The 25234-nt window shown below is 66.6% G+C and carries 22 protein-coding genes, 2 tRNA genes and 1 rRNA gene; 14 read left to right on the top strand and 11 right to left on the bottom strand.

Features of this window, described 5'->3' with window-relative positions:
• Nucleotides 1–9 precede the first annotated feature (9 nt).
• From THIARS_RS00880 to THIARS_RS00835, 10 genes are all read right to left on the bottom strand, one after another.
• Nucleotides 10–327 carry a PepSY domain-containing protein gene (locus THIARS_RS00880; RefSeq protein WP_094159084.1) on the bottom strand — a complete coding sequence of 106 codons (318 nt, stop codon included), beginning with the start codon at nt 325–327 and terminating at the stop codon, nt 10–12.
• 244 nt (nt 328–571) lie between these two features.
• Nucleotides 572–961, bottom strand: a complete 390-nt coding sequence (gloA, locus tag THIARS_RS00875) for a lactoylglutathione lyase (RefSeq protein WP_094159083.1) — start codon at nt 959–961, stop codon at nt 572–574.
• Between the two features lie 93 nt (nt 962–1054).
• Nucleotides 1055–1951 carry a M48 family metallopeptidase gene (locus THIARS_RS00870; protein WP_245845414.1) on the bottom strand — a complete coding sequence of 299 codons (897 nt, stop codon included), beginning with the start codon at nt 1949–1951 and terminating at the stop codon, nt 1055–1057.
• Entirely contained in the window at nt 1926–2663 is a 738-nt protein-coding gene (locus THIARS_RS00865; protein WP_245845725.1) for a lysophospholipid acyltransferase family protein, read from the bottom strand. Before THIARS_RS00865 ends, THIARS_RS00870 begins: the two co-directional genes overlap by 26 nt.
• A 178-nt stretch (nt 2664–2841) precedes the next feature.
• A complete protein-coding gene (gmhB, locus tag THIARS_RS00860; RefSeq protein WP_094159081.1) occupies nt 2842–3405 on the bottom strand; it encodes a D-glycero-beta-D-manno-heptose 1,7-bisphosphate 7-phosphatase in 564 nt (187 codons plus the stop codon).
• 21 nt (nt 3406–3426) lie between these two features.
• Nucleotides 3427–5565 (bottom strand): glycine--tRNA ligase subunit beta, encoded by a 2139-nt coding sequence (gene glyS, locus THIARS_RS00855; protein ID WP_094159080.1) that lies wholly within the window; start codon nt 5563–5565, stop codon nt 3427–3429.
• Between the two features lie 82 nt (nt 5566–5647).
• Nucleotides 5648–6592, bottom strand: a complete 945-nt coding sequence (glyQ, locus tag THIARS_RS00850) for a glycine--tRNA ligase subunit alpha (protein ID WP_094159079.1) — start codon at nt 6590–6592, stop codon at nt 5648–5650.
• A 71-nt stretch (nt 6593–6663) separates the two neighbouring features.
• Complete coding sequence (gene lnt, locus THIARS_RS00845) at nt 6664–8238, bottom strand: apolipoprotein N-acyltransferase (RefSeq protein ID WP_094159078.1); 1575 nt, start codon at nt 8236–8238, stop codon at nt 6664–6666.
• Nucleotides 8239–8319: 81 nt separating this feature from the next.
• Nucleotides 8320–8808, bottom strand: coding sequence for an rRNA maturation RNase YbeY (ybeY, locus tag THIARS_RS00840; RefSeq protein WP_094159077.1), 489 nt, complete (start codon nt 8806–8808; stop codon nt 8320–8322).
• Nucleotides 8809–8816: 8 nt separating this feature from the next.
• On the bottom strand, nt 8817–9953 hold the full coding sequence (locus tag THIARS_RS00835; protein WP_186436623.1) for a PhoH family protein: 1137 nt from the start codon (nt 9951–9953) through the stop codon (nt 8817–8819).
• Between the two features lie 120 nt (nt 9954–10073).
• Here THIARS_RS00835 and THIARS_RS19070 point away from each other — a divergent pair, with 120 nt between their 5' ends.
• From THIARS_RS19070 to THIARS_RS00820, 3 genes are all read left to right on the top strand, one after another.
• Nucleotides 10074–10859, top strand: a complete 786-nt coding sequence (locus THIARS_RS19070) for a response regulator transcription factor (protein WP_094159076.1) — start codon at nt 10074–10076, stop codon at nt 10857–10859.
• 12 nt (nt 10860–10871) lie between these two features.
• Nucleotides 10872–11723, top strand: coding sequence for a D-amino acid aminotransferase (locus tag THIARS_RS00825; RefSeq protein WP_094159075.1), 852 nt, complete (start codon nt 10872–10874; stop codon nt 11721–11723).
• 244 nt (nt 11724–11967) lie between these two features.
• The gene (locus THIARS_RS00820) at nt 11968–12267 is read left to right on the top strand and encodes a YbeD family protein (RefSeq protein WP_094160540.1); all 300 of its coding nucleotides are present in this window, start codon (nt 11968–11970) and stop codon (nt 12265–12267) included.
• A 28-nt stretch (nt 12268–12295) separates the two neighbouring features.
• Here THIARS_RS00820 and THIARS_RS00815 read toward each other — a convergent pair whose 3' ends face one another.
• Nucleotides 12296–13327, bottom strand: coding sequence for a YncE family protein (locus tag THIARS_RS00815; RefSeq protein WP_094159074.1), 1032 nt, complete (start codon nt 13325–13327; stop codon nt 12296–12298).
• Nucleotides 13328–13448: 121 nt separating this feature from the next.
• Between THIARS_RS00815 and THIARS_RS00810 the strand changes: the two genes are divergently transcribed.
• The 11 genes from THIARS_RS00810 to THIARS_RS00760 all read left to right on the top strand — a co-directional run bounded on the left by THIARS_RS00810 (nt 13449) and on the right by THIARS_RS00760 (nt 25106).
• Nucleotides 13449–14396, top strand: a complete 948-nt coding sequence (locus THIARS_RS00810) for a chromate resistance protein ChrB domain-containing protein (protein ID WP_094159073.1) — start codon at nt 13449–13451, stop codon at nt 14394–14396.
• A complete protein-coding gene (gene chrA, locus THIARS_RS00805; protein WP_094159072.1) occupies nt 14393–15775 on the top strand; it encodes a chromate efflux transporter in 1383 nt (460 codons plus the stop codon). The genes THIARS_RS00810 and chrA overlap by 4 nt, the downstream gene beginning before the upstream one ends.
• Nucleotides 15776–15935: 160 nt before the next feature.
• Nucleotides 15936–16916, top strand: coding sequence for an AAA family ATPase (locus tag THIARS_RS00800; protein ID WP_094159071.1), 981 nt, complete (start codon nt 15936–15938; stop codon nt 16914–16916).
• Between the two features lie 128 nt (nt 16917–17044).
• Nucleotides 17045–18037, top strand: a complete 993-nt coding sequence (locus THIARS_RS00795; RefSeq protein ID WP_245845720.1) for a DUF58 domain-containing protein — start codon at nt 17045–17047, stop codon at nt 18035–18037.
• A complete protein-coding gene (locus THIARS_RS00790; RefSeq protein ID WP_094159069.1) occupies nt 18034–18588 on the top strand; it encodes a hypothetical protein in 555 nt (184 codons plus the stop codon). The genes THIARS_RS00795 and THIARS_RS00790 overlap by 4 nt, the downstream gene beginning before the upstream one ends.
• Entirely contained in the window at nt 18585–19646 is a 1062-nt protein-coding gene (locus tag THIARS_RS00785; protein ID WP_094159068.1) for a VWA domain-containing protein, read from the top strand. The genes THIARS_RS00790 and THIARS_RS00785 overlap by 4 nt, the downstream gene beginning before the upstream one ends.
• A gap of 205 nt (nt 19647–19851) precedes the next feature.
• Nucleotides 19852–21426: a VWA domain-containing protein gene (locus THIARS_RS00780; protein WP_094159067.1), complete on the top strand. Its 1575-nt coding sequence runs from the start codon at nt 19852–19854 to the stop codon at nt 21424–21426.
• A gap of 77 nt (nt 21427–21503) precedes the next feature.
• On the top strand, nt 21504–22871 hold the full coding sequence (locus THIARS_RS00775; RefSeq protein WP_141202304.1) for a hypothetical protein: 1368 nt from the start codon (nt 21504–21506) through the stop codon (nt 22869–22871).
• A 431-nt stretch (nt 22872–23302) separates the two neighbouring features.
• Nucleotides 23303–24833, top strand: a 16S ribosomal RNA gene (locus THIARS_RS00770).
• 96 nt (nt 24834–24929) lie between these two features.
• A tRNA-Ile gene (locus THIARS_RS00765) sits at nt 24930–25006 on the top strand.
• A 24-nt stretch (nt 25007–25030) separates the two neighbouring features.
• A tRNA-Ala gene (locus THIARS_RS00760) sits at nt 25031–25106 on the top strand.
• Nucleotides 25107–25234: the final 128 nt, after the last annotated feature.

Here is a 25234-nt window from a genome sequence, read left to right as displayed (position 1 = left end):
GCGGACGGATCAGTCCGCGTTCGCGCTTTCGACGCTGTTTTCCAGCACGGCCCCGGTCTTGGCGTCGACGCCGACTTCACGCACGGTTTTGCCGGCTTTGATGTCGAAGGAATAGCGCAGACCGCTGCCGCCCGGCTCGCGTTCCAGTTCCTCGTCGGCGATGGTGCCGCCGGGGACCTGCTTCAGCGCGGCGGCGCGCGCCTGCTCGAGGCTGAGCTTGGCTTCCTTGGCGAGTGGCTGCCCGTCGAAGGCCCAGGCCGAAGCCGACGCTACGAGGACGCCGAGAACGAGCAGGGAAGCGGAGATGATGTTGCGTGGCGTTGCCATGATGAGAACTCCTGGTGTGAAGGCTGGATGGCCGGCGTGGCCGGCATGCCGCAAACGGTTCGCGGACGAGGAGGAGTTTCCGCCAGGCGAATGAGCCCGCGCTTAGCCTTGGCCGAGCACTCACTTAGCCGGGTTGGCGCCCGCGCGGCGTGGCGCCGTGGTCATCTCAAGGAAACGCCGGGCCGCCCCAATTTTGGTTGACTCCACGGGGGGCGGGCCGGGCGCGGCCCGGCCCTGGGGGCGCTCAGAGCGTGCCGTTCTGAATCAGTTCGATCTTGTAGCCGTCCGGGTCTTCGACGAAGGCGATGACCGTGCTGCCGCCGGCCACCGGACCGGCCTCGCGCGTGACCTTGCCGCCCGCGGCCTTGATCCGGCTGCAGGCGGCGTAGGCGTCATCCACGCCGAGCGCGATGTGGCCGAACGCCGTGCCAAGGTCGTAGTGGTCGACGCCGTAGTTGTAGGTCAGTTCGATTTCGGCCTGCATCGGGTTGGCTTCGTAGCCGACGAAGGCCAGGCTGTACTTTTGCGCCGGGCGGTCCGTGGTGCGCAGCAGTTTCATGCCGAGCACGCGGGTGTAGAAATCGATGGAGCGCTGCATGTCGCCGACGCGCAGCATGGTGTGCAGGATGTGCATGAATCAACTCCGGTTGGGCCGATCGCGGGTGATCGGCGGGGCAAACCGGCATTGTCGGCAAATCCGCCGCGGCGTGCAGGGCGCCGCGCGGTCTTACCACGGGGGCAGCAGGCTATGCCGAAGTTCGCTGCGCGCGTCGCGCCATTCGGGGAAGAGTTCGCCCACGGTTTGCCAGAAGCGCGGGCTGTGGTTCATTTCGCGCAGGTGAGCCACTTCGTGCGCGACCACGTAATCGACGATGGCGGGCGAGAAGTGCAGCAGCCTCCAGTGCAGGCGCAGCGTGCCGCAGGCCGTGGCGCTGCCCCAGCGCGTGGCGGCCGAGGTGAGTTTGATGGCCTTGACCGTGACGCCCAGTTGCCGCGCGAAATGGTCGGTGCGCTGCGCGAACAGGGCCATGGCCTCGCGCTGCATCCAGGCCTGGGCGCTGTCGCGCACGCGGCGCGCATCGCAATCGGCTGGCAAGGGTAGGTGCAGTTCGCCGGTTTCGCTGAGCAGGCGAGGGTCCCTTCCGCTTGCGCCCAGGCGCAGCGTGAGCGTGCGGCCGAGATAGGGCAGCCGGCCGCCTTCACGCCAGTCGATGCGGGCGGCCTGCTGCGCCTGGCGGCGTTGCTCGCGCAGGCCGTGCTGGCGCATCACCCAGGCTGCCTTGTCGGCCAGCATCGCCTGCACCTGACCCTGGCCTACCCAGCGCGGCGCGCTGACGACGATGCCCTGGTCGTCGATGCGGATGCCGATGGAGCGGCGGCTGGCGCGGCGCAGCACGTAGTCGAAACGGTGCTTGCCGTCGTCGTAGCGCCGCGTGGCCGGCGGCTCGGGCGCCTCGACCTGCGGCGCTTGGCGTGGCGCCGGGGCCTGGGGGAAAGGCGTCGGCGGCGGGCTCGGCTGCAGGGCGGGAATCGCCAGGTCCACGCCGTCGAACAGGCTGAGTTGTTTGCTGGGTTCGGTCTTGTCGTTCATGCGCGGTTCAGGCGGCCGGACGGGTTGCGGCATGGTTCGGCGCGGGTTCGGCGTAGGCCAGCGGGTCGAGCCGGTGCATTTCGGCCTCGATCCATGTTTCCACTTCAAGCATGAGATCGGCGGGCGTGCGGCCGACCGAGTCGATCGGTCGTCCGATCGACATCTCGATGACACCGGGCCGCTTGATGAAGGCCTGGCGCGGCCAGCAGCGGCCGGATGTCACGGCGATGGGCACCACGGGTACGCCGGTCACCGTCGCCAGCTTGGCCCCGCCCAGCTTGTAGCTGCCCTTGGCGCCGCGCACGATGCGCGTGCCTTCGGGGAACATGATGATCCAGTTGCCTTGCTCCAGCAGCTTGCGGCCCTGGTTTTCCACCCGGCTGAAGGCCTCGGCGCGGCGGCTGCGATCGATGTGGACCATGTCGAGCCGACCCAGGGCCCAGCCGAAAAAAGGCACGTAGAGCAGTTCGCGCTTGAACACGAAGCTCATGGGGCGCGGCATCATCACCGGGAAGGCCAGCGTTTCCCAGGCCGACTGGTGCTTGGCCAGCAGGATGACGGGACCATTCGGCAGATTCTCCATGCCCTGCACATGCGCGCGCATGCCGCAGATGGCCTCCGCGCCCCACAGCGCCATGCGCACCCAGCCGATGCAGAAACGGTAGAGCGGCGTGCCGCGCACGAACAGGGACATCAGCACCGCCGCGGTCCCGTAGGGGATCACGGTGCCGATGAGCCAGGCCATATAGGCGGCCGAGCGCAGCCACAGCCCGAGCGTGACGGGCGGCAGGTCCGCGGTGGCTCGCCGGCGCGTCGATTCGGCTTCGGGTTGCATCATGGGCGCAAGCAGGCGGATGGCCCCGGCGCGACGGCGCGCGGGCATGCCCGCGCCGCCAGCCAGTCCGCATCGAACGTGGGTTTTCTCATGCCGTGGCTTGCGGCTTGGCCGGCTGCGACAGCAGCCAGTCGGTGAAGGCGGCGAGGTCGTCGTGCACGTGCGTGCCGGTGGGCAAGGTTTCGGCCGCCAGGGTGCGCTCGCCCTTGCCGGTGCGCACCAGATGCAGGCCGCAGCCCAGAGGCTGCGCGGCCTGCAGGTCGCGCAGGCTGTCGCCCACCGCGGGGACGTCGCGCAGGTCGTCCAGCCCGTAGCGGTTGGCGATGTCCTGGAACAGGCCGGGCTTGGGTTTGCGGCAATTGCAGTGATCTTCCGGCGCGTGCGGGCAGAAGAAGATGGCGTCCAGGCGCCCGCCGGCCGTCGCCAGGCTTTTCTGCATCTTGAGGTGAATGGCGTTGAGGGTGTTCATGTCGAACAGGCCGCGTCCGAATCCCGACTGGTTGCTGGCGATCACCACGCGCCAGCCCTCATGGTGCAGCCGCGCGATGGCCGCCAGGCTGCCGGGCACCGGCACCCATTCGTCGGGCGACTTGATGTAGTCGTCGCGGTCTTCATTGATTACACCGTCGCGGTCGAGGATGACGAGTTTCATGCCGCTATTGTCCCGCAGCGCTCAGGAGGCCAGACGCGACAGGTCGGCCACGCGGTTCATCGCGGTTTGCAACCGTGCCAGCAAGGCGAGGCGGTTGGCACGCAACGCGGGGTCCTCCACATTCACCATGACGTGGTCGAAGAAGGCGTCGACCGGGACTTTGAGGGCGGCGAGATATTTCAGGGATTGCGTGTAATCGCCGTGATCGAACGCGCTGTCGGCGGCAGGCGCCACCGTCCTGAGCGCCTGCGCCAAGGCCTTCTCCGCCGGCTCGAGGAGGAGGTCGTCGCGCAACGCGGCAGGGTTGGCCGGCTGCTCGGACTTTTTCAGGATGTTGACGACGCGCTTGTTCGCCGCCGCCAGCGCCGGGGCTTCAGGCAGCGAGACGAAGACACGCACGGCCTGCAGGCGCTGCGGCACGGTGGCCAGGATGTCCGGCCGCAGCGCGAGCACGGCGTCCACGTCCGGCGCTGAGAAGCCCTGCTCGCGCAGCAGATTGTCGAGGCGGTCGAACATGAAATCTCGCACGGCGGCAACGGGGTCGGCAAAACCGGGCACCCCGGCGAAGGACTCTGCTGCCTTCTTGAGCGTGTCGGTCAGAGAAATGCCTGTTGCACGTTCCATCAGCATGCGGATCACGCCCAAGGCATGGCGGCGCAGCGCGAAGGGGTCTTTGTCGCCGCTGGGCTTTTCGCCGACGCCGAACAACCCGACCAGGGTTTCCAACTTGTCGGCCAGCGCCAGCACCAGCCCGACGTCGTTGCGCGGCAGATCGTCGCCGGCGAAGCGCGGCCTGTAGTGGTCTTCGATGGCCTCGGCCACCTGCGCCTCTTCGCCGTCATGCAGGGCGTAATAGTGGCCCATGATGCCTTGCAGTTCGGGGAACTCGCCCACCATGTCGGTGAGCAGGTCGGCTTTAGCCAGCAGGGCTGCGCGGTTGACCAAGGCCACTTGATCAGGCGCCCAACCGATCTGCTCTGCAATACCGCGCGCAATCGCTTGCACGCGCCGCACCCGTTCACCCTGCGACCCCAGTTTGGCGTGGTAGACCACCTTGTCCAGCCCCGGCACGCGGTCTTCCAGCATTTTCTTGCGGTCCTGGTCGAAGAAGAACTTGGCGTCGGCCAGGCGCGGGCGGACCACGCGTTCGTTGCCGAGCTTGACCGCGCCAGGGTCGATGGGGGTGATGTTGCTCACCACCAGGAAGCGGTGGGTCAGCTTGCCTTGCGCGTCGAGCAGGGGAAAGTATTTCTGGTTGGCCTTCATCGTCAGAATCAGACATTCCTGCGGCACGTCGAGGAATTCGCGGCCGAACTCGCACACCAGCACATTGGGGCGTTCGACCAGCGCGGTGACTTCGTCGAGCAGCGCGTCGTCCTCGATGGGCTTGACCTCGCCAGCCGTGGACCCGGCATGCTCGGCGGCGACTTCCGCCGCCGCGGCGCGCAGCTGGTGCCGGATTTCGGCGCGGCGCTCGGCGAAGCTGGCGATCACCGCGCCCTCGTCGCGCAGTTGCGCGGCGTAGCTGTCGGCGTCGCGCAGCACGATGGGGTCGGCCTGCGCTTCGAAGCGGTGGCCGTGGGTCTGGCGCCCGGCGTGCAGGCCGAGGGCTTCGATCGGAACCACGTTGGCGCCATGCAGCGCCACGAGCCCATGGGCCGGGCGCACGAACTTCACCGTCGTCCAGCCGTCGGCGAGCTGGTAGCTCATCACCTTGGGGATGGGCAGTTTGGCGATGGCGTCGTGCAGGGCTTTCTGCAGGGCGTCCGCCAGTTGCGCGCCGGCCGCCATGGTGTCGATGAACAGGGTCTCGGCCTTGCCTTCGCCTTCGCGCCGCAGTTTTTGCACAGATTGTGGGTCCAGGCCCAGCGCGGCGAGTTTCTTGATCAGCGCTGGCGTGGGTTGACCCGCAGCGTCCAGGCCCACCGAGACCGGCATGAGCTTTTGCGCCAGGGGCCGGTCGGCCGCACGGGGCAAGACCCCGGTGACATGCACCCCCAGCCGGCGCGGGCTGGCGTAGGGTGTGACCACGGCGTCGGCCGGGGCCAGTCCTTGTTCCTTCAGGCGGTGGGCCAGGGTGTTGGCGAAGGATTCGCCCAGCGCGGACAGGGCCTTGGGCGGAAGTTCTTCGACCAGGAGTTCGACGAGCAGATTGTTCATGGTGTGATGGTCGGGGCCGGGGCTGGCCGGGCTTGGCGCGCAAGGGCCACAGTCCTCGGCGCTTGGAGCGTCTGGGTAGGGATCACGCGGCTTTTTTCTGCGCCAGCTGCGCCAGGACCTCGTCGGCCCAGGGTTTCGGCGCCATCGGGAAACCGAGGCGGGCGCGGCTGTCGAGGTATTCCTGCGCCACGCCGCGTGCCAGGTTGCGGATGCGGCCGATGTAGGCGGCGCGTTCGGTGACCGAGATCGCGCCGCGCGCGTCCAGCAGGTTGAAGGTGTGGGCGCATTTGAGCACCTGCTCGTAGGCGGGCAGGGCCAGCTGCGCGCCCATCAGGTGCTTGGCCTGGCGCTCGTGGGCGCCGAAGGCCTGCAGCAGGAAGTCCACGTCGCTGTGCTCGAAGTTGTACGCGCTCTGCTCCACCTCGTTCTGGTGATAGACGTCGCGGTAGAGCAGCGGGCGCTTGGTGCCGTTGACCATCGTTTCGGTCCACACCAGGTCGTACACGCTTTGCACGCCCTGCAGGTACATGGCCAGACGCTCCAGGCCGTAGGTGATCTCGCCGGTGAGGGGCTTGCAGTCGATGCCGCCCACCTGCTGGAAGTAGGTGAACTGGGTGACCTCCATGCCGTTGAGCCACACTTCCCAGCCCAGCCCCCAGGCGCCCAGCGTGGGGTTCTCCCAGTCGTCCTCGACGAAGCGGATGTCGTTGGCGCGCAGGTCGAAACCCAGTGCGCGCAGGCTGCCCAGGTACAGATCCAGAATGTTGGCCGGCGCGGGCTTGAGCACCACCTGGAACTGGTAGTAGTGCTGCAGGCGGTTGGGGTTGTCGCCGTAGCGCCCATCCTTCGGGCGCCGGCTGGGCTGCACATAGGCCGCGCTCCACGGTTCGGGGCCGATGGCGCGCAGGAAGGTGGCGGTGTGACTGGTGCCGGCGCCCACTTCCATGTCGTAGGGCTGCAGCAGGGCGCAGCCCTGCTCGGCCCAGTAGCGCTGCAGGGTGAGGATGATCTGTTGGAAAGTGAGCATGAGCGGGCGTTTGAAAGGCTCGAAGCACCACACGGAAGACGGCGCGTCGGTTCGGAGATGAAATTGCGATTTTAAGAAGCCCGCTTGCGCGCCAGCGCCGCGCCCGCCGCGAGCGCGAGCAGGCTCAGGCCGACGATGGGCAGATAGCCGTAGCGCGAGGCCAGCCAGGCGAAGGGCGTGAGTCCCGCGTAGCCCTGCACGTGGCCGCTCAGCACGCCCACGGTGTAGGGCTGCAGCATGGCCTGCACGCGGCCCTGCGCGTCGAGGATGGCGGTGGCCCCGGTGTTGGTGGCGCGTATCGTGGGCAGCTGGAATTCCAGCGAGCGCATGCGGGCGATTTCCAGATGTTGCGGAATGACGATGGTGTCGCCGAACCAGGCCAGATTGGTCAGGTTGGCGATGATGTTCGGCGCCTGCCGGGGATCGCGGAAGCGCTGCGCGAGTTGTTCGCCGAACAAGTCCTCGTAGCAGATGGTGGGGGCCACCTTCACGCCATGCACGTCGAACGAAGGCTGGTCCAGCGTGCCGCGCGCGAAATCGCCCAGCGGCATGTCCATCAGACGCACGAACCAGTGGAAGCCGTAGGGAATGAATTCGCCGAACGGCACCAGGTGCGCCTTGTCGTAGCGGTAGGGCTGGGCCCCGCCGAGGCCCAGCACGCTGTTGGTGTATTGGTCGGCGCCGCGCGTGAGCGGGATGCCGAGCAGGGCATGGGCGTGGTGCGCCATCAACGCGGAAGTCAGGGCGCGCAGATAGCTTGGCGGCAGATCCTCGGGCAGCACGGGCACCGCGGTTTCGGGCGTGACGATGAGGTCGGCGCGCAGCGTGGTGAGCCAGTCGCCGTACAGGTCGAGCGTGGGTTTGAGCCGCTCCGGGCGGAATTTCTCGCTCTGCGGCACGTCGCCCTGCAACAGCGCCACCGTGAGTTGCGGGCCTTCGGGGTGGGTCCAGCGCACCTTGGCGAGCTGCTGGCCGCCGGCGGTCAGCGCCAGCATCAGTGCCACGCTCAACCCGGCGCCGCGCAGACTCACCTGGGTGAGCAGGGCCAGCAGCGCGGCGGTCAGCGCGGCGGCGAAATCCACGCCGTACATGCCGAGGATGGGCGCATAGCCCGCCAGCGGGTTGCCCACCTGCGCGTAACCCAGCGCCAGCCAGGGAAAGCCGGTGAACACGGTGCCGCGCAGCACTTCCGACAGCGCCCAGGCCCCGGCGAAGGCCAGCGCCGCGCCGAGCGCGCGCAGCGCGTGCCAGGGCTGCCGCGCTGCGGGCGGGGCCAGCGCCGCGGCGAGAGCGCTGGCGAGGGCCGGGTAGATGGCCAGGTAGGCGCTGAACAGCAGCACCGCGCCCCCTGCAAGGGGCGGCGGCATGCCGCCGTAGACGGCCATGCTGATATAGAGCCACCACACGCCGCCGGCGAACCAGCCCAGGCCGAACGCCAGGCCCAGTGCGGCGCCGCGCCGGGCGCGCGCTGTGGCGCTGGCGGCGGGCGTGCGCCACAGCAGCGCGATGAAAATGGCCAGTGCCAGGACCGAGAACGGACCGAACCGGGGCCGGCCGAAGGTTTGCGCCAGCGCCAGGCCCAGCAGCAGGGCGAGCAGGGCGGAGGACAGGCCTCGCCAGCGGGTGGCAGCGAGATTCGGTTTCATGGCCGGACTCCTTGCGACAAACGGCGGCGGCCGCTCCAGAGGCGGATGGACGGCGGGTGATCGGGCAGGGCGGGGCGTTTCTCAGGCATAGGGATCGGCAAAACCGAGCGTGCGCAACAGTTCGCGTTCGGCGGCTTCCATGCGTTCGGCGTCGGCTTCGTTTTCGTGATCCCAGCCCATGGCATGCAGCACGCCGTGCAGAACCATGTGGGCGTAATGCGCCTGCAGGGGCTTGCCCTGCTCGGCGGCCTCGCGCGCGACCACGGCGTCGCACAGCACGATGTCGGCCGCCGGTGGCCAGGGCTGGTAGTCGAAGGTCAGCACATTGGTGGCGTAGTCCTTGCCGCGGTAGCTGCGGTTGAGCTCGCGGCCTTCGTCGGCGGTCACGAATCGCAGGGTGATCTCCGCAGCGGCGTCTGGCGAAGCGGCGTCGCGCAAGCCAGGCTCGGCGGGGCCGGCGCGCAGCGCCGCGCGCACCCAGCGCGCGAGCCGGTGACGGGGCAGTTCGGCGCGGTGCGCGGCGCTGGCGAACTGCACCGAGAGACGCAGGGCAGGGGGCGGGGCGCGCATGCGGCGGCTCAGGCGGGGGGCTTGCGGCGTGCGCGGGTTTGGCGAGGCGCTGGCGCGTCGTCGGTTTCGGGGACCGCTGTTGCGGCCGGTTCGGGCGCGCTGCGCGGTCTGCGTTGCGCCGCCACGGGGCGCGCGCGCCGGTCTGGCCGTGCTTCTTCGGCCTGGGCCTGGCTCTCGGCCCGCTCGTAGGCTTCGACGATGCGCGCGACCAGCGGATGGCGCACCACGTCCACCGTGGTGAAGCGGGTGACGGCCACTCCGCGCACGCCGCGCAGGATGCGCTCGGCTTGCGTGAGGCCGCTTTGCGCGCCGCGCGGCAGGTCGACCTGGCTCAGGTCGCCGGTGATGACGGCGCGCGAGCCGAAGCCGATGCGGGTGAGGAACATCTTCATCTGCTCGGGCGTGGTGTTCTGCGCCTCGTCGAGGATGATGAAGGCGCTGTTGATCGTGCGCCCGCGCATGAAGGCCAGCGGCGCGATCTCGATGGTGCCGCGCTCGAACAACTTTTGCGTCGACTCGAAGCCGAGCAGGTCGTAGAGCGCGTCGTACAGCGGGCGCAGATAGGGATCGATTTTCTGCGCCAGATCCCCGGGCAGAAAACCCAGGCGCTCCCCGGCCTCCACCGCCGGGCGCGTGAGCACCAGGCGCTGCACCGCGTTGCGCTCCAGGGCGTCCACCGCGCAGGCCACGGCCAGGAAGGTCTTGCCGGTGCCGGCCGGTCCCAGGCCGAGGGTCAGGTCGTGGCCGAGGATGTTGCGGATGTATTCGCTCTGGTGCGCGGTGCGTCCATGCAGGCCGGCGCGCCGGGTGTGCAGCACGGGCTCGTCGTCCGCCGTTTGCAGTTGCGGCTCCTGTCCCTGCGCGGCCTGGGTGAGTTCGAGCTGGATGTCGTCCAGGTTCAGCGGCCGCTCGGCACGCAGCCACAAGGCCTGCAACAGGGCCAGCGCCGAACGCGCGCGCGCGCCTTCCAGCGTGAAATGCTGCTCACGATGGCGGATGGCGATGTCGAAAGCGATTTCGATTTGCCGCAGGTTTTCGTCCAGAGGCCCGCACAAATGGGCGAGCCGGACGTTGTCGGCAGGCGAGAACTGGTGTCGAAGAATCAAGGGTGTGTCGCATCCGGTGAGCTGATGCCGGCCCGGCATCGAGGCCACATTGTGCGGCAAGCCGGTCTGGCGCATGGGGTTTGGGGGTGGCTGTGCGCCGTCCTTACAATCGGATGCTTACGCATCCCCTACGTATCCCGATCTTTCTGCACACTGCCCATGCCCCAAGGTTCGCGTTGCACCCTGATCGTCGAAGATTTGCCAGAGTCGCGGACCGCATTGGCGCGCCTGCTGAGCCAGGTTTTGCCCGATCTGCCCGTGTGCGAAGCCAGCACGCGCGCGCAGGCCGAAACCCTGATCCGTTCCCGCCCCATTGAGTTGGCCCTGATCGATTTCGGCCTGCCGGACGGCAGCGGGCTGGACGTGTTGCGCTTCCTTCACACCAACCAGCCCGAAGCGCGCGGGGTGGTCGTCACGATGTTCGATGACGACTCCCACTTGTTTCCCGCGCTGCAGGCCGGCGCGTTCGGCTACGTGCTCAAGGATCGTCCCGAGATCGAGTTGGTGGCGCAGTTGCGGCGCATCCAGGAAGGCGAGCCGCCGCTGAGCTCCACCATCGCCCGCCGCATGCTGCAGCACTTCACGGCGATCAAGCAGGCTGTCAGCCAGACCGATGGCCAGGGCAATCCCGTGAAATGGGGCCGCCGCGTGACCGACGTGGGCGGCAACCCGCCGACCGATCCACAGGACTTGGCGCGTTACCTCAGCCCCCAGGCCAACGCCCGGCCCGGCATGGTGGAGGAGCCCGAGGTGGTGCTGACCGAGCGCGAAACCGAGGTGTTGCAGCGTGTGGGCAAGGGCTACACCCTGCCCGAGATCGCGCTGCAACTGGGCTTGTCGCGTCACACCGTGGCCGACTACGTGAAGCAAATCTACCGCAAGCTCGACATCTCCTCGCGCGCCGAGGCCGCGCTGGAGGCGGCGCGCCGCGGCCTGGTGCGCTGACAACGGCACAAGATGCGCGAATCCATCTGCCACCTCAATGGCGACTACCTGCCGCTGGACCAGGCCCGCGTGTCCGTGCTCGATCGCGGCTTTATCTTCGGCGACGGCGTGTACGAGGTGGTGCCGGCTTATGCCCGCCGCCCCTTCCGGTTCGAGCAGCACATCGCCCGCCTTGGCCGCTCGCTGCGCGAGATCGGCATGGCGGACCCGCTCGGGCGCGAGGCCTGGCGGGCCCTGGTGACGCGCCTGCTGGCGGATAACGATCCCGCCGATCAATGCATCTACATCCAGATCACGCGCGGCGTGGCCCGGCGTGACCACGCCTTCCCCAAGGATGCGACCGCGCCGACGGTGTTCGCCTACAGCTTTCCTTTTCCGCACGTGCCGCAGGCCTTGCGCGAGCAGGGCGCAGCCTGCATCACCCTGCCCGACACGCGCTGGCTGCGCGCGCACATCAAGAGCATCGCGCTGCTCGGCAATGTGCTGGCGCGGCAGGCTTCGGCCGAACTCGGCGCGCAGGAAACCATTCTGATCCGGGATGGCTGGCTCACCGAGGCTTCGGCCTCGAATGTGTGGCTGGTGCGCCATGGCCGCCTGGTGTGTCCGCCGATGGACAACCTCAAGCTCGAGGGCGTGCGCGTGGGGCTGATGGACGAACTGGCGCAAGTCGCCGGCGTGCCCCTGGAGCGTCGCCCGGTGGCGGAGTGGGAGCTGCGTTGTGCCGACGAGATTCTTCTCAGCTCGGCGACCAAGGAGGTTCTCGCGGTCACCACGCTCGACGGACGCGCTGTGGCCACGGGGCGCCCCGGCCCGGTCTATGCCGCGCTGCACGCCGCTTATCAGGCGGCGAAACAGACCGTCTGAGTCACCAGGTTCGGCACCCCACCCCGCCCGTTGGGACTCAAGAACGCTTGGGAGCCGCCCGGCGTTTTCTTGCGAGGCGGCCCAGGCCGGTTTGCTTGCAGGACCTGGCCGTTGTCCCGGGACAACACCGCCGACCGTCAGGAATCCCCATGCCGGTTGTGGCGCGTGATCTGGGGGACAATCGACGCATTCGAGTCTTTCCGCGCCCTGCCCACTGAAGATGCGGCGCCGGGCCACTGCCATCATGAACACCCTCAAGTCCGCGAGCCAACTGACCTCCAAGCCGGAAGCCAGCTTGATCGAATATCCCAGCGACTTTCCCATCAAGATCATGGGCCGCAATGCCGATGGTTTTGCCGATGCGGTGATCGCCGTGGTCCTGCAGCACGCGCCCGACTTCAACCCCGCCAGCGTGGAACTGCGCCCGTCCAGCGGACGCAACTACCTCAGCTGCACCTGCACCATCCGCGCCACCAGCCGCGCCCAGCTTGACGCGCTTTACACGGCGCTGACCTCCCATCCGATGGTCGCCGTGGTGTTGTGAGTTTTGCGTGCAAAGGGCGTTCGCAGGATCAACCCATGGTCAAGCACATGGCGCGTAGCACTGGCTTGCCGCCCACGTTCGCCAGCGGGAACCAGGCCCAACCAGTGGTCGGGTCGATGGCCACGCTATGCGCGTCAGGCCCAACGAAACCGCGCCACAGCGTCCGCAGCTTGCCGGCAGCGATGCTGAACACGCTCACCACCCCGCTTTCGCTGGCAACCCACAGACGCTGACGCCGCGCATCAAGCGCCAGCACGTCGGGGTCGCGGCCGAGGCGGTTGAGTTGTACCGGGCGCAGGCTGGGCAAGCCGAGGGTCAACAAGCGGGCGTTGCCATCGCAGGCGACGAAGGCCAGATGGTCGGCGTCGTCCACCAGCAGGCCGTGGTTGTGCTGGCAGGTCGCGGGCAGGGTGACTCGGTCCTCAATCTCCATCGTTTCGGGGTCGATGGCGACGATTTGGCCGCGGGACTGCACATTCACCAGCACCCGGTTTGAGGCCGCGTCGAACGCGCTGTTGCCTGCCTCGCCGCCAAGTTCGAGGGTTTGTTCCACCCGCAGGGGCGCATCACCGCCGATGACGGTTTCCACGCCGCCGCGCTCATTCGAAACGAACAATCGACCCAAGGCCGGCACCCAGGCGCTGCCGTCGGGAAAGCCGCCCGCAGCAAACCGTTGCACCACTGCCAAGGTGCGCAGGCTGACCGCCACTACGCGGCCGTCGCCCCAGACCCGATCCAGTCCAGCGCCGGGATCGCTGATGAACGCCAGGTGCAGCGCCGGAGCGAGAGTGATGCCGGTGGGCGCAGCCAGGCCGACAATCTGACCTATCAGGCGCTGCTGTCGCGGGTCGAACACCAGGGTGCGTCCAGCGCCCATTTGGTTGATGAACAGGCGGTCCTTGGCCGCATCCAGCCCCATGTAGTCGAAGCGGCCCGCCGCGCCCGGCAGCACGATTTCGGCCATGCGCTGCATGGTGTCGGGCGGGCTGCCGCGGCCGCTAGCAAGGTTCGGCAATAGCAGCGCGACCAGCAAAAGCAGAAAGCGGGTGATGGGCTGCATGAGTGTTCCGATCAACGACGAGGAGCCAGGAGATCCGATGTTTGTTTCAACTATAGCGTTATAGTATTAACTATTACAAACGTCGTGTTTGTCGCTTTCGCTTCCCCATTCCGCGCACACCATGACCTGGCTCGCCCTTTTCCTCAGCCTGCCCGCCAAGGCGGGCACCGGTCGCATGCGGGTGTGGCGCGAACTCAAAGCGCTGGGTTGCGCCACCTTGCGCGATGGTGTTTACCTGCTGCCGGACGCACCGGAACATGCGCAGGCGCTGGAGACAGTCGCCGCCGCAGTGTTGGCCGCCAAGGGTACGGCGGAAATCTTCCATCTCAGTGGCCGTGATCCGGCGCAGGACGTTGCCTTACGCGCCTTGTTCGACCGTCGCTCCGATTACGCCGCGTTGGCAACGGCCTTGCGCGACCTGCAAAGCGGCCTGGGTGTCTTGGACGTTGGCACCGCGCAGCGACGGCTGCAAACGCTGGAGCGCCGCTTTGCCCAGATTTGCGCAGTCGACTATTTCGCTGGAGAAACACGGCGCCAAATCGGCGCACGACTGGAGGATTTGCGCACGATGCTGAGTCGCCATTTCACTCCTGACGAGCCCCATGCGGCATCTGCCGGCCCTATCGTCCGTCTCAACCCGGCGGATTACCAGGGGCGCGTCTGGGCGGCACGCGCCCGCCCCTGGGTGGATCGGCTGGCGTCGGCCTGGCTGATTCGCCGCCGCATCGACCCGCAGGCCCGCATCGTCTGGCTGGCTGCTCCTGCCGATTGCCAGCCCGATTGGCTGGGCTTCGATTTCGACGGCGCAGCATTCAGCCATGTCGGAGCCCGTGTCACTTTCGAAACCCTGCTGGCGAGCTTCGGCCTGGACGCCGAAGCTCCGCTCGCGCGCCTGGGTGCCCTGGTGCATGCGCTGGATATGGGCGGTTTGCAGGTGGCCGAAGCTCCCGGGGTCGAGGCGCTACTGACCGGTCTGCGCGTCAGCCAGCCCGACGACGACGCCTTGCTGACCGAAGCGATGAAGGTGTTCGACTGGCTGCTGCAGAGCAATCAAACGGAGCCCCGATGAGTTCACCGAACCCCGTTTCCCCCGCCTCGCCGCCGTCCGCGCTCATGCCGCTCACCGCACCGCCTGTGAGCCCGCGTTTCACCGAAGCGCTGCTGTTCTGGCTCAAGCTCGGCTTCATCAGCTTCGGCGGCCCGGCCGGGCAGATCGCGGTGATGCACCAGGAACTGGTCGAGCGTCGGCGTTGGATTTCCGAGCGGCGTTTTCTGCACGCGCTCAATTACTGCATGGTGCTGCCAGGGCCGGAGGCGACGCAACTTGCCATCTACATGGGCTGGCTGCTGCATCGCACGCGCGGCGGCATCGCTGCCGGGGTGTTGTTCGTGCTGCCTTCGCTGGTCATCCTCATCGGCCTGAGCGCGGTCTACATGGCCTACGGCAACCAGCCGCTGGTGCTGGGCGCGTTCGCCGGGGTCAAGCCGGCAGTGGTGGCAGTGGTGGCGTTCGCGGTCTGGCGCATCGGCTCGCGCGCTTTGAAGAACGGGGTGCTGTGGCTGATCGCGGCGGCGGCATTCATCGCCATTTTCGCGCTGGGCCTGCCGTTTCCGGCCATCGTGCTCAGCGCCGGGGTGGTCGGCTGGATCGGCGGACGCATCATCCCGGGCAAGTTCCAGATCGGCGGCGGCCACGCCGCGGCGCACGCCGCGTACGGCCCGGCCCTGATCGACGACGCCACGCCGACGCCCGCGCACGCCCGCTTCCGGCCCTGGCGCCTGGTCGCGCTGCTGGCCATTTTCCTGGCGCTGTGGGCGGGGGCTTTCGCGCTGCTTCCCGCTGGCGCGCTGCGCGACATGGGGCTGTTCTTCACCAAGGCCGCTTACGTCACTTTCGGCGGCGCTTATGCCGTGCTGCCTTATGTCTATCAGGCCGGGGTCGGGCATTTTCACTGGCTCAGCGGCCCGCAGATGATCGACGGCCTGGGGCTGGGCGAAACCACGCCGGGGCCGTTGATCATGGTGGTGGCCTTCGTCGGTTTCGTCGGCGCCTGGACGCACCAGGTGTTCGGCCCGCACTCGCTGTTGCTGGCTGGAGCGGTGGGTGCCGTGGTGGCCACTTTTTTCACCTTCCTGCCCTGCTTTCTGTTCATTCTCGCCGGCGGCCCGCTGGTGGAGGCCACGCGCGACGACTTGCGTTTCACCGCGCCGCTCACAGGCGTGACGGCCGCCGTGGTCGGCGTGGTCCTGAATCTGGCCCTGTTCTTTGCCTGGCATGTGTTGTGGCCGCATGCCACATCTGCGGCGCCCTTCGCGGGCGGGTTCCAAGTGCTGCCGGCCCTGATCGCGCTGGGCGCATTCGTCGCCTTGTGGCGGGGCGGTGCGGGCATCATGCAGGTGGTGGGGGCCTGTGCCGCGCTTGGCCTGGTTATTTCTGTGCTGGGATAGGGCGAGGGCGATGCGGCCGGCAAGGCGGCTTCTGGTTGATCCCGATGCCAGACGCAATATGGGCCGATGCATGTGCCGATGCGCGCGGCGCTAGCATTCCCCTGCTGGCTGGAGCGTCGATAGTCGACCTGCCGGCGCCTGCAACGACAAAGCCATCCGCATGACAGCACACCCGCAACATTCCATCAACGTCCTGCGCGAGCGACTCGGACACTCCATCGTCGGTCAGCAGGCCCTGCTCGACCGCCTGGTCATCGCCCTGCTCACCGGCGGACACCTGCTGGTGGAGGGGTTGCCCGGGCTGGCCAAGACCACGGCGGTGAAGGCCTTGGCGGCCGCGGTGCATGCCAGTTTCCAGCGTATTCAGTTCACGCCCGATCTGTTGCCGGGCGATCTCACCGGCACCGATGTCTACCTGCCGGCCGAGGGTTCGATGCGCTTCGTGCCGGGACCGTTGTTCCACGATATCGTGCTGGCCGACGAAATCAACCGCGCCCCGGCCAAGGTGCAGTCGGCGCTGCTCGAGGCCATGCAGGAGCGGCAGATCACGGTGGGGGGCGTCACGCGCACGCTTGCGCCGCTGTTCCTGGTCATGGCGACGCAGAACCCGCTGGAGCAGTCCGGCACCTACCCCCTGCCCGAGGCGCAACTCGACCGTTTCCTGCTCCATGTCGTGCTGGACTATCCGCAGGCCGACGAGGAACTGCGCATTCTCGACCAAGACCTGCAGCGCAACGCGACCGATCCTGAGCCCGGCGCGGCGCCCGGCAACGCGCCGGCGATGGATGCCGCGGCGGTCTTGGAGGCGCGGCAAGCGGTGCGGCGCATCCACCTGGCGCCCGTCCTGCGGCACTACATCGTCGAACTCGTGCGCGCCACGCGCAACCCAGGCGCGCAGGTGCCGCGCCTGCAAGGCATGGTGGAAGCGGGGGCGTCGCCGCGCGCGGTCCTGGCGCTGGCGCATGCGGCGCAGGCGTTGGCGTATCTGCGCGGGCGCGACTTCGTGCTGCCGGACGACATCATCGAACTGGCACCGGACGTGCTGCGGCATCGCATCGTGCTGGCGCTGGAGGCGGATTTGCAGGGACAAAGCCGCGATGACCTGATCGCAGCGCTGCTGCAAGCCATTCCCGTGCCTTGAGGGCCGGCGGGCCCTAGCCGACGGAGACCGTCTCCCCCATGCGCGCAGCTTTGCAGGCCATGCGCCTTCGCCTTCGACGGCGAGGGACCACGCCAGTGCATGGCGCGGAAACGGGCCGCTTGTTGCATGTGGTGGACTGGATCGAAATTCGCGCCGTTCTGCGTCAGCGTGCCGTCGCCGACGCGGCAGCGAGGCCTTTGACCCAGCGCAACCCGGGCGAGGGCCGTTCGATCTTCGTCGCGCGCGGCATGGACTACGCCGAAAGCCGGCCTTACCAGGCCGGTGACGACATGCGCAGCATGCACTGGCAACTGCTGGCGCGCACCGGCAAGCCTCACGTCAAGCTGTATCACGAGGAGCATGCCGGATCCTGGCATGGTTTGATCGACATGCGAGGCCCCATGTTGTTCGGCACCCGCGTGCGCACCAAGGCGCAGCAGGCGGCGCGCGTTGCGCTGCTCGCGGCCGGATTGCAGGCGCTGGCCTCGCCGCAAACCCTGATCGCCTGCACCCTGTGGCGTGCCGACGGATTACATGGGCGCGGCTTTGGGCGTGGCTCCGTCGCCGTGCGGCGCCTGGCGGCGTGGTTGATGGCCGAGCCCCTGCCGGCCCCCGGCGCCGTCGCGGGCCAGGATGATCGTGCGGATCGGCCGCGCGAGGCCTTTGCATCCTGGGTCAAGTCGCTGCTGGCCGGGCAGCCGGGCCCGTCGCGATTGGCCTTGGCGAGCGACTGGTCCTGGGCCGATGCCCAGACCGATGCCACGCTATGGCGGGTCGCGGCTTTCGTCGATGTGCGCGCCACGCGCGTGCGCGACCCGGCCGAGATCGAGCTGCCCGCCATGCCCGGCGCCTGGTTCGAGGACGCGGCCGGAGGCGTTTGCGGTTGGGTCGAGCTCGACTCAGCCGCGCGTCAACACCATGCCAACGCGGCAGCCGGCGCGGCGGCGGCCCGCGCCCGCGCCTTGCGCAGCATCGGCGTGCCGCTGGGCGAAGTGCTGACGCCGGAGAATGCCGCCGAAATCCTGCAAGCCCTGGCCTTGCCGGCGCGGACCCAAACCGGCTCGGGCGGTCTGGCCGCGCAGACGGCCGGTGCCCCGCGCAAACCGGCCATGCCGACATGATCGACCGTATCGCAGCGCTGGCCGATATCGTGCCGCCGGCACCCGCCATGCCGCCCCCGCCCCAGCCCTGGTGGTTCGGGCCATGGGGTGCCGCACTTGCCGGCGCCCTGCTGTGCACTGCGCTGTGTTTGATTTGGGCGGTCTGGCGCACACGTGGCCAGCTGCGCGCACTGCGGGCGTTGCGCCGTTTGCGAAAGAGGTCATTGGCCAGCCCGCCTGCCGCGGACCAGATCGGCTTTGCGGCCAGCGCGGCGCTCGCCTGCGCGCAGCGGGGAGGCGTCGAGGCGCATGACTTGCCGGCAGCGTGTCGCGCCCAGCTCGACGCCCTGCGTTACCAGAGGCCGGGTCTGACCGGCGCGGACTTGCAGCCCGTGTTCAGCGCTTTGAACGCGGCCTTGCGCGATGTGGCTTGGCTGCGTGTGGTGTCCCGGCGCGCGCCGGCCTCGAACGCGGCCGAGGCTCCGTCAGGCCCGCGCGAGCAGGCGAAGAGTTCGCCTGCTCGCGCCATTTCTGTGCAGGGGGCTCATCCGCGCGGGAAGCAAGCGCCATGAGTCCGGTGCTATCTCCCGTCGTCATCGCCTGGCAATTCCTGCGCGACTTGCAGTGGGGTGAGCCGCTGGCTTTCATCTTGATGCCGCTGCCTCTGATCCTGGCCTGGCTGCGCTTGCGTCGTGCGCCGGAAAACGAGCGTGCCGCGTCGCGCCCGGTTCTGCTCCATCCCGATCTGCATGGTTTGTTGCACGGGCGGCATGAGAGCGGTATCTCCGGCGGCGTTTTCCGCCGCATGCTGCCGGCCCTGGCGCTGGTTTGCATGGTGCTGGCGCTGGCGCGGCCGCAACGGCCGGGGGCCTGGATCTTGCCGCCGCCGCAGGGCCGCGACATCGTCGTCCTGCTCGACACTTCCCTCACCATGAGCATCCACGACCTGCGCTGGAACGGCAAACCTGCCGAACGCCTGGCCGTGGTCAAGCAGGTGTTCTCCCGCTTCGTCCAGGCGCGCGCGGGCGACTGTTTCGGCATCATCGCCTTCGGTTCACACGCTGCCACCATGTTGCCGCCCACCTTCGACCGCCAGCTCGCCGCCGCCATGGTGGAGCGCACCCGCGTCGGCATGCTGGGCGACAACACTGCGCTGGGGGATGCCATCGGTCTCGCACTGCGTCAGGTTCGACCCGAAGGCCGGCTCAAACCCGTGATCATCTTGTATTCGGACGACGGCGCCAGCAACGCCGGACAGATCAGCCCGGCCCAGGCCGTGGCGCTGGCACGCGCCCTCGGCGTGCGCATTTTCACCGTGCAGGTGGGTGATACCCCCGCCAGTGGCAAGCCCTACGACGTGCCTGCGTACCGTGGGCCGCAGCCCGACATGCTCGGGATTGCCGCGCAGAGCGGAGGCCGGTTTTTCTACGCCTCATCGGCGGGCGCGCAGGAAGCGGCCATTCGCGCGATCGGCCAGCTCACGCCCACGCTGCAGCCGCCGCCGCATCGGCGCATGACGGAGGAACTCTATGCCTGGCCCCTGGGTCTGGGTGTCTTGCTCTGGTTTTTGGCGCAGTGGCCATGGCCGCGTATGGGCTGGCGGCTCGGCAGGGCGCCAGGCGCGAGGTGACGCGGTGAACGTGACGTGGTTCACAGGGTTGCAGTGGGCGCATCCCTGGGCCTGGGGGCTGGCAGCCTTGCCTCTTGCTGTCGCGGGCTTGAGGTTGTGGCGTGCGTCGCGGTCGCGCCATGACGCCTTCGCCTACGCCGATGCGCATCTCCATCCCTGGGCCGTTCGTACCGGATCAGGCGCTCAGCCTGTCTGGCGACAAGTCATGCAAGTGCTCGTCGGGTTGCTGCTTGCCGCGAGCCTGGCCGGTCCGCGTCTGCCGCTCGCGCGGACCGCAGGGGGGCCGCCTCAGACTCGGCATGCCGTGAACGTCATGGTCGTGCTCGACGCCTCGCCGGGAATGGAGGCCGCCGGGCCCGATGGCGTCTCGCTGATGGAACGGGCACGCCTCGCGTTGCTGGACTTGCTGCCGCATCTGCGTGGCGAGCGGCTTGGGCTGACCGTCTACGGAAAGGGCGCGGGTGAATTGCTTCCCTGCACGGATGACATGCATATCTTCACCCTGGGCGTGCAGCAAGCGGGGCCGGAACTGCTGCAGGCATCGCAAAGCGCCGGTTTGCCCGGGGCTCTTGAACTCGCCCGGCGTGCGTTGCTGCGCACGCCCGGGGCTTCCCGTGCCGTGCTGTTGATCGCCGGGGCCGATCCGGCCAGTCCGGCCAGCGCGCGCCTGCAGGCGCAATTGCGGCAGCAGGCGGTGAGATTGCGCGCTGACGGCGTCCCTGTTTTTGCGCTGCTGCTGCAGCAGCGCTCTTGGTTCAGTCGGTCCGCATCGCGGCTCGATGCGGACCCGATCGAGCGCCTCGCGCAAGCAACAGGAGGCATGGCGGTCGGCCTCGACGCGGATCCATGGCCGGTGCTCTACGGCGATGGCTTGGCACGCCTGCCTTCCAATCCGATTCCGCCTGCCGCGCTGGCGGGCTGGAGGGAGCTTTATGGAATACCGCTGTTGTGCGCCATGGCCCTGACATTCTTGCTCGCCTTCGTTGATGTCCGCAGGGGTTTGGGTGCCCGGGCGTCTGCTCTGACGCTGCCGATCGCCGTGTCGTGCCTCCTTGCCGTGCCGCCGCAACCGGCCCATGCGCAGGACACGAACACGCAAGCCTGGTCGGCCTGGCAGGCCTGGCGCGGCGGACGCTACGCCCAGGCCATGCGCTTGTATGCCGCCATCCCGGGATTTCATGCGCGCATGGGCGAGGGCGGCAGCGCCTACCGCCTCGGTGCGTTCGGACCGGCACTCGAGGCCTATCGCCGCGCCATGCTCGATGCGCATACTGATGTCCAGCGCACCCAGGCACTCTTCAATTTGGGGAATGCGGCGTTTCATCTTCCCGGCCATCTGCGTGAAGCCATCGATGCCTACCGGGCCAGTCTGGTTCTCGCCCCCGCTGATTCAGCGACGCTACGCAACTTGCGCTTGGCTGAGGCGCAATGGAGCCAGGAGCATCCGGAAAGTGCCATCACCGGGATACGCAAGCGCGGTCCGGCGTCGCATCACGATCATTTCGGCGTGGACAGCGGGCGACCGCCCAGTCAAATGGACCACAAGCCCGAGGCCGACTCCAGGCTTGTTGCAAGCGACCAGTCCCTGCAGGCGGGAGGTTTGCTGCAGCAAGACGAGCTTTCGCGGGATTCGCGTCACGACCTATCCCCGCCGGTCATCGACTTGCAGCCTGCCCTGCGCAAAATGCAATTGCTTCACGATCATGCCGCGCAACTGCTTGGGGGCTTGCTGGAGCAGGACAACAGGCGCGCAGTGTTGGCCGTGCAATCGACGCCATGATGATGATTCGATGCGCGCCAGGCGCCGCACGCGTTGCGGCGACGCGAATCATCCGCCATGTGTTGTGCGCGGCGGCTTTGCTGCGCTACATGCATGCCGATCCGGCAGCGGCGGCAATCTTGACCTGCCGATCCGAGCCCGCCCACCCCGTGCTCGGCCAACCCGTTCTTTGGAGAATTCGCGGTCTGGATCTGTCGCAGCCTCTGCCCGACTGGCGCCCTGGCGATTTTGGTGAGGATTGGCTCTTGCATGGGCAAAGCACCTCACGATCGGTCGACTCCAGGGGGCACACGCTCCAATCGGCGGAAATCACCCTCTATCCCATGGCGTCGGGCGGATTGAAGCTGCCGTCATTGGATATCGGCGGTCTGCATTGCGCTGCCACCCAGATCGATGTCGCTGGGCATGCGCCGGGAGAGGCGCCGTTGCGTATGGCTTCGCGTATCGCGCCAGCCCGGCCGATGGTGGGGCAGATGACGCGAATCGAGCTCGATCTCGGCGGGCCCGGGGGGGTGGTTTGGGGGCCCATCGTCGCCCAGGCGACGAACGCCAGCCTGCGTGAGCTTTCCGCCACCGACACGGCGTCCTCGGCCCGAGGCGATACAGCGACGCAATGGCGTTATGTATGGGACCTCCTGCCGCTACGCCCAGGGCCGCTCACGATGCATTTCGGCTTGCTCGAGGCCAGGCGCTTCGGCCAACTGCTGATTTACCCGCCCTCAAAACTCGTTTTCCAGGTCCGGCCCCTGCCCGCATTTTGGCCAGCCGGGCTGCCTGTGGGGCGTCCGCAATTCCTCGCCCCGTCGGCCCCGGGGCAGTTGCATGTCGGCGGGCTTGGCATCTTGCGGGTCCGGCTCCGCGCAGTGGGGCTGAGTGCGCAGATGCTGGAAAGCATCGTTGCGGCGTCCGTGGTGCCCGATGGGCTGAACATGTACCCGCCACGCATCCGCCAACTCGATGCGCCGGACCAAGGTTTGCAACAGATATGGCTGATCGATTGGCCATTTCGCGTGGAGCGCGCCGGCCTGGTGCGATATCCCATCCTGCGTTTGCCTTATGAGGATCCAGAGCTCGGCGCGCCGCAAGCCGCAGAGGCCAACTGGGGGCGCGTTCAGGTCGATGATCCTGGGGCGCGTCGCTTGCGTCAATGGGCGCTCGCTATCCTTTCCTTCATCGGATTTTCCGCTGTCGCCGGATCCGCCTACAAGGTGTTCCAGGCGAGCAGAGAAAAACGACGATGGACTGCGATCGGCCTGAATCAAGACGCACGCACACTCGAGGCGCTCTGGGCAATGGCGCGCATCGGTTCGCAGAATCCTGCACTCACATTGCGGATGTGGCTCACACGCCAAGCGCAAGCCCAACAGCGGCACGTCAAGCTTGTCGAGGAAGTCGAACGCCGCTTGTATGGGCCCGAGGCGCCGCGGAACCCCTCGAAGGAATAGGCGTTCGTGCTGTGCATCGGGGCTGTGTATGTATAGATAGAGAGGGAGTGGCAATGGACAAGCTCGCGGCTTCGGTCTCGAGCCGCAAATAGATGTTGACAGACCGTCTGGGGTGATGCAAAATTTCGTTCTTCGTTGCTCGCGGCGAAGGCCTGCAAAAGCACCTGCAAGCCACTGCAAGCGGCAAGAGTTAAGTTAAGCAAGTTTGGTTAAAAATAAACCTTACGCTTGACTCGGAAATAAAAGTTGTGCAAGAATATCGATTCTCCGCTGCTGATGCAGCAGCCGCAAATAAGCGGGTTCATTAAAAAAAAGCAGCCGATAAGTGTGGGCGTTTGGCTTGAGAGCAATCAAAAGTTAAACGCTCGCAAAGAAGTACGGAAAAATCCGTAATTCCTTGAAGAGCTAGCCTTAATTGGCAAACCAAGATTAAACTGTAGAGTTTGATCCTGGCTCAGATTGAACGCTAGCGGCATGCCTTACACATGCAAGTCGAACGGCAGCACGGGGGCAACCCTGGTGGCGAGTGGCGAACGGGTGAGTAATGCATCGGAACGTGCCCATCGATGGGGGATAACTGCGCGAAAGCGTTGCTAATACCGCATACGACCTACGGGTGAAAGCAGGGGACCGCAAGGCCTTGCGTCGATGGAGCGGCCGATGCCGGATTAGCTAGTTGGTGAGGTAAAGGCTCACCAAGGCAACGATCCGTAGCTGGTCTGAGAGGACGACCAGCCACACTGGGACTGAGACACGGCCCAGACTCCTACGGGAGGCAGCAGTGGGGAATCTTGGACAATGGGCGAAAGCCTGATCCAGCAATGCCGCGTGTGGGAAGAAGGCCTTCGGGTTGTAAACCACTTTTGGCGGGAAAGAAATGGTCTGTGCTAATACCACGGATTGATGACGGTACCCGCAGAATAAGCACCGGCTAACTACGTGCCAGCAGCCGCGGTAATACGTAGGGTGCGAGCGTTAATCGGAATTACTGGGCGTAAAGCGTGCGCAGGCGGTTGGGAAAGATAGATGTGAAAGCCCTGGGCTCAACCTAGGAATTGCATTTATGACTGCCCGACTGGAGTACGGTAGAGGGGAGTGGAATTCCGCGTGTAGCAGTGAAATGCGTAGATATGCGGAGGAACACCGATGGCGAAGGCAGCTCCCTGGACCTGTACTGACGCTCATGCACGAAAGCGTGGGGAGCAAACAGGATTAGATACCCTGGTAGTCCACGCCCTAAACGATGTCGACTGGTTGTTGGACGGGAAACTGTTCAGTAACGAAGCTAACGCGTGAAGTCGACCGCCTGGGGAGTACGGCCGCAAGGTTAAAACTCAAAGGAATTGACGGGGACCCGCACAAGCGGTGGATGATGTGGTTTAATTCGATGCAACGCGAAAAACCTTACCTACCCTTGACATGTCTGGAATCCCGAAGAGATTTGGGAGTGCTCGAAAGAGAGCCAGAACACAGGTGCTGCATGGCTGTCGTCAGCTCGTGTCGTGAGATGTTGGGTTAAGTCCCGCAACGAGCGCAACCCTTGTCATTAGTTGCTACGAAAGGGCACTCTAATGAGACTGCCGGTGACAAACCGGAGGAAGGTGGGGATGACGTCAAGTCATCATGGCCCTTATGGGTAGGGCTACACACGTCATACAATGGACGGTACAGAGGGTTGCCAACCCGCGAGGGGGAGCCAATCCCATAAAACCGTTCGTAGTCCGGATTGCAGTCTGCAACTCGACTGCATGAAGTCGGAATCGCTAGTAATCGCGGATCAGCTTGCCGCGGTGAATACGTTCCCGGGTCTTGTACACACCGCCCGTCACACCATGGGAGTGGGGTTTACCAGAAGTAGTTAGCCTAACCGCAAGGAGGGCGATTACCACGGTAGGCTTCATGACTGGGGTGAAGTCGTAACAAGGTAGCCGTATCGGAAGGTGCGGCTGGATCACCTCCTTTCTGGAAAACGCTTGAAGGTCAAGCGCTCACGCTTATCGGCTCGGCAGCCTGCAACAATGTTTGCGGTGATTGGTGGCGTTTCATTGCAGCCCTCTTGGGTCTGTAGCTCAGCTGGTTAGAGCACCGTCTTGATAAGGCGGGGGTCGTTGGTTCGAGCCCAACCAGACCCACCACCCTACGATTGGTGCGATTCACCTGGGGGTGTAGCTCAGCTGGGAGAGCACCTGCTTTGCAAGCAGGGGGTCATCGGTTCGATCCCGTTCACCTCCACCATCAAACGCAAGTGCATATTTTATTTGTGTATTTGCGTTTGATTTTCAATAGGCTGCGTTCTTTAACAATTCGAAAAGCTGATAATTGCATTTGTATATGCATTTGCGATTGCATCAAAACTTTGTCAA

Source organism: Thiomonas delicata (assembly GCF_900088825.1).
Lineage (GTDB): Bacteria > Pseudomonadota > Gammaproteobacteria > Burkholderiales > Burkholderiaceae_C > Thiomonas_A > Thiomonas_A delicata.
Note: the sequence above shows the minus strand (reverse complement) of the source record. Positions and strands in the feature narration are given on the sequence as shown.

Excerpts from the sequence above, each read along its gene's own strand:
- THIARS_RS00785 (WP_094159068.1), top strand. The coding sequence starts at position 18,585 with ATGAGTCCGGTGCTATCTCCCGTCGTCATCGCCTGGCAATTCCTGCGC.
- THIARS_RS00790 (WP_094159069.1), top strand. The coding sequence starts at position 18,034 with ATGATCGACCGTATCGCAGCGCTGGCCGATATCGTGCCGCCGGCACCC.
- THIARS_RS00865 (WP_245845725.1), bottom strand. The coding sequence starts at position 2,663 with ATGGCCTGGCTCATCGGCACCGTGATCCCCTACGGGACCGCGGCGGTG.
- glyQ (WP_094159079.1), bottom strand. The coding sequence starts at position 6,592 with ATGCTCACTTTCCAACAGATCATCCTCACCCTGCAGCGCTACTGGGCC.
- THIARS_RS00880 (WP_094159084.1), bottom strand. The coding sequence starts at position 327 with ATGGCAACGCCACGCAACATCATCTCCGCTTCCCTGCTCGTTCTCGGC.
- THIARS_RS19070 (WP_094159076.1), top strand. The coding sequence starts at position 10,074 with ATGCCCCAAGGTTCGCGTTGCACCCTGATCGTCGAAGATTTGCCAGAG.
- THIARS_RS00820 (WP_094160540.1), top strand. The coding sequence starts at position 11,968 with ATGAACACCCTCAAGTCCGCGAGCCAACTGACCTCCAAGCCGGAAGCC.
- THIARS_RS00800 (WP_094159071.1), top strand. The coding sequence starts at position 15,936 with ATGACAGCACACCCGCAACATTCCATCAACGTCCTGCGCGAGCGACTC.
- THIARS_RS00825 (WP_094159075.1), top strand. The coding sequence starts at position 10,872 with ATGCGCGAATCCATCTGCCACCTCAATGGCGACTACCTGCCGCTGGAC.
- gmhB (WP_094159081.1), bottom strand. The coding sequence starts at position 3,405 with ATGAAACTCGTCATCCTCGACCGCGACGGTGTAATCAATGAAGACCGC.
- THIARS_RS00780 (WP_094159067.1), top strand. The coding sequence starts at position 19,852 with ATGCAAGTGCTCGTCGGGTTGCTGCTTGCCGCGAGCCTGGCCGGTCCG.
- glyS (WP_094159080.1), bottom strand. The coding sequence starts at position 5,565 with ATGAACAATCTGCTCGTCGAACTCCTGGTCGAAGAACTTCCGCCCAAG.
- lnt (WP_094159078.1), bottom strand. The coding sequence starts at position 8,238 with ATGAAACCGAATCTCGCTGCCACCCGCTGGCGAGGCCTGTCCTCCGCC.
- THIARS_RS00810 (WP_094159073.1), top strand. The coding sequence starts at position 13,449 with ATGACCTGGCTCGCCCTTTTCCTCAGCCTGCCCGCCAAGGCGGGCACC.
- THIARS_RS00815 (WP_094159074.1), bottom strand. The coding sequence starts at position 13,327 with ATGCAGCCCATCACCCGCTTTCTGCTTTTGCTGGTCGCGCTGCTATTG.
- ybeY (WP_094159077.1), bottom strand. The coding sequence starts at position 8,808 with ATGCGCGCCCCGCCCCCTGCCCTGCGTCTCTCGGTGCAGTTCGCCAGC.
- chrA (WP_094159072.1), top strand. The coding sequence starts at position 14,393 with ATGAGTTCACCGAACCCCGTTTCCCCCGCCTCGCCGCCGTCCGCGCTC.
- gloA (WP_094159083.1), bottom strand. The coding sequence starts at position 961 with ATGCACATCCTGCACACCATGCTGCGCGTCGGCGACATGCAGCGCTCC.
- THIARS_RS00870 (WP_245845414.1), bottom strand. The coding sequence starts at position 1,951 with ATGCCGCAACCCGTCCGGCCGCCTGAACCGCGCATGAACGACAAGACC.
- THIARS_RS00835 (WP_186436623.1), bottom strand. The coding sequence starts at position 9,953 with ATGCCGGGCCGGCATCAGCTCACCGGATGCGACACACCCTTGATTCTT.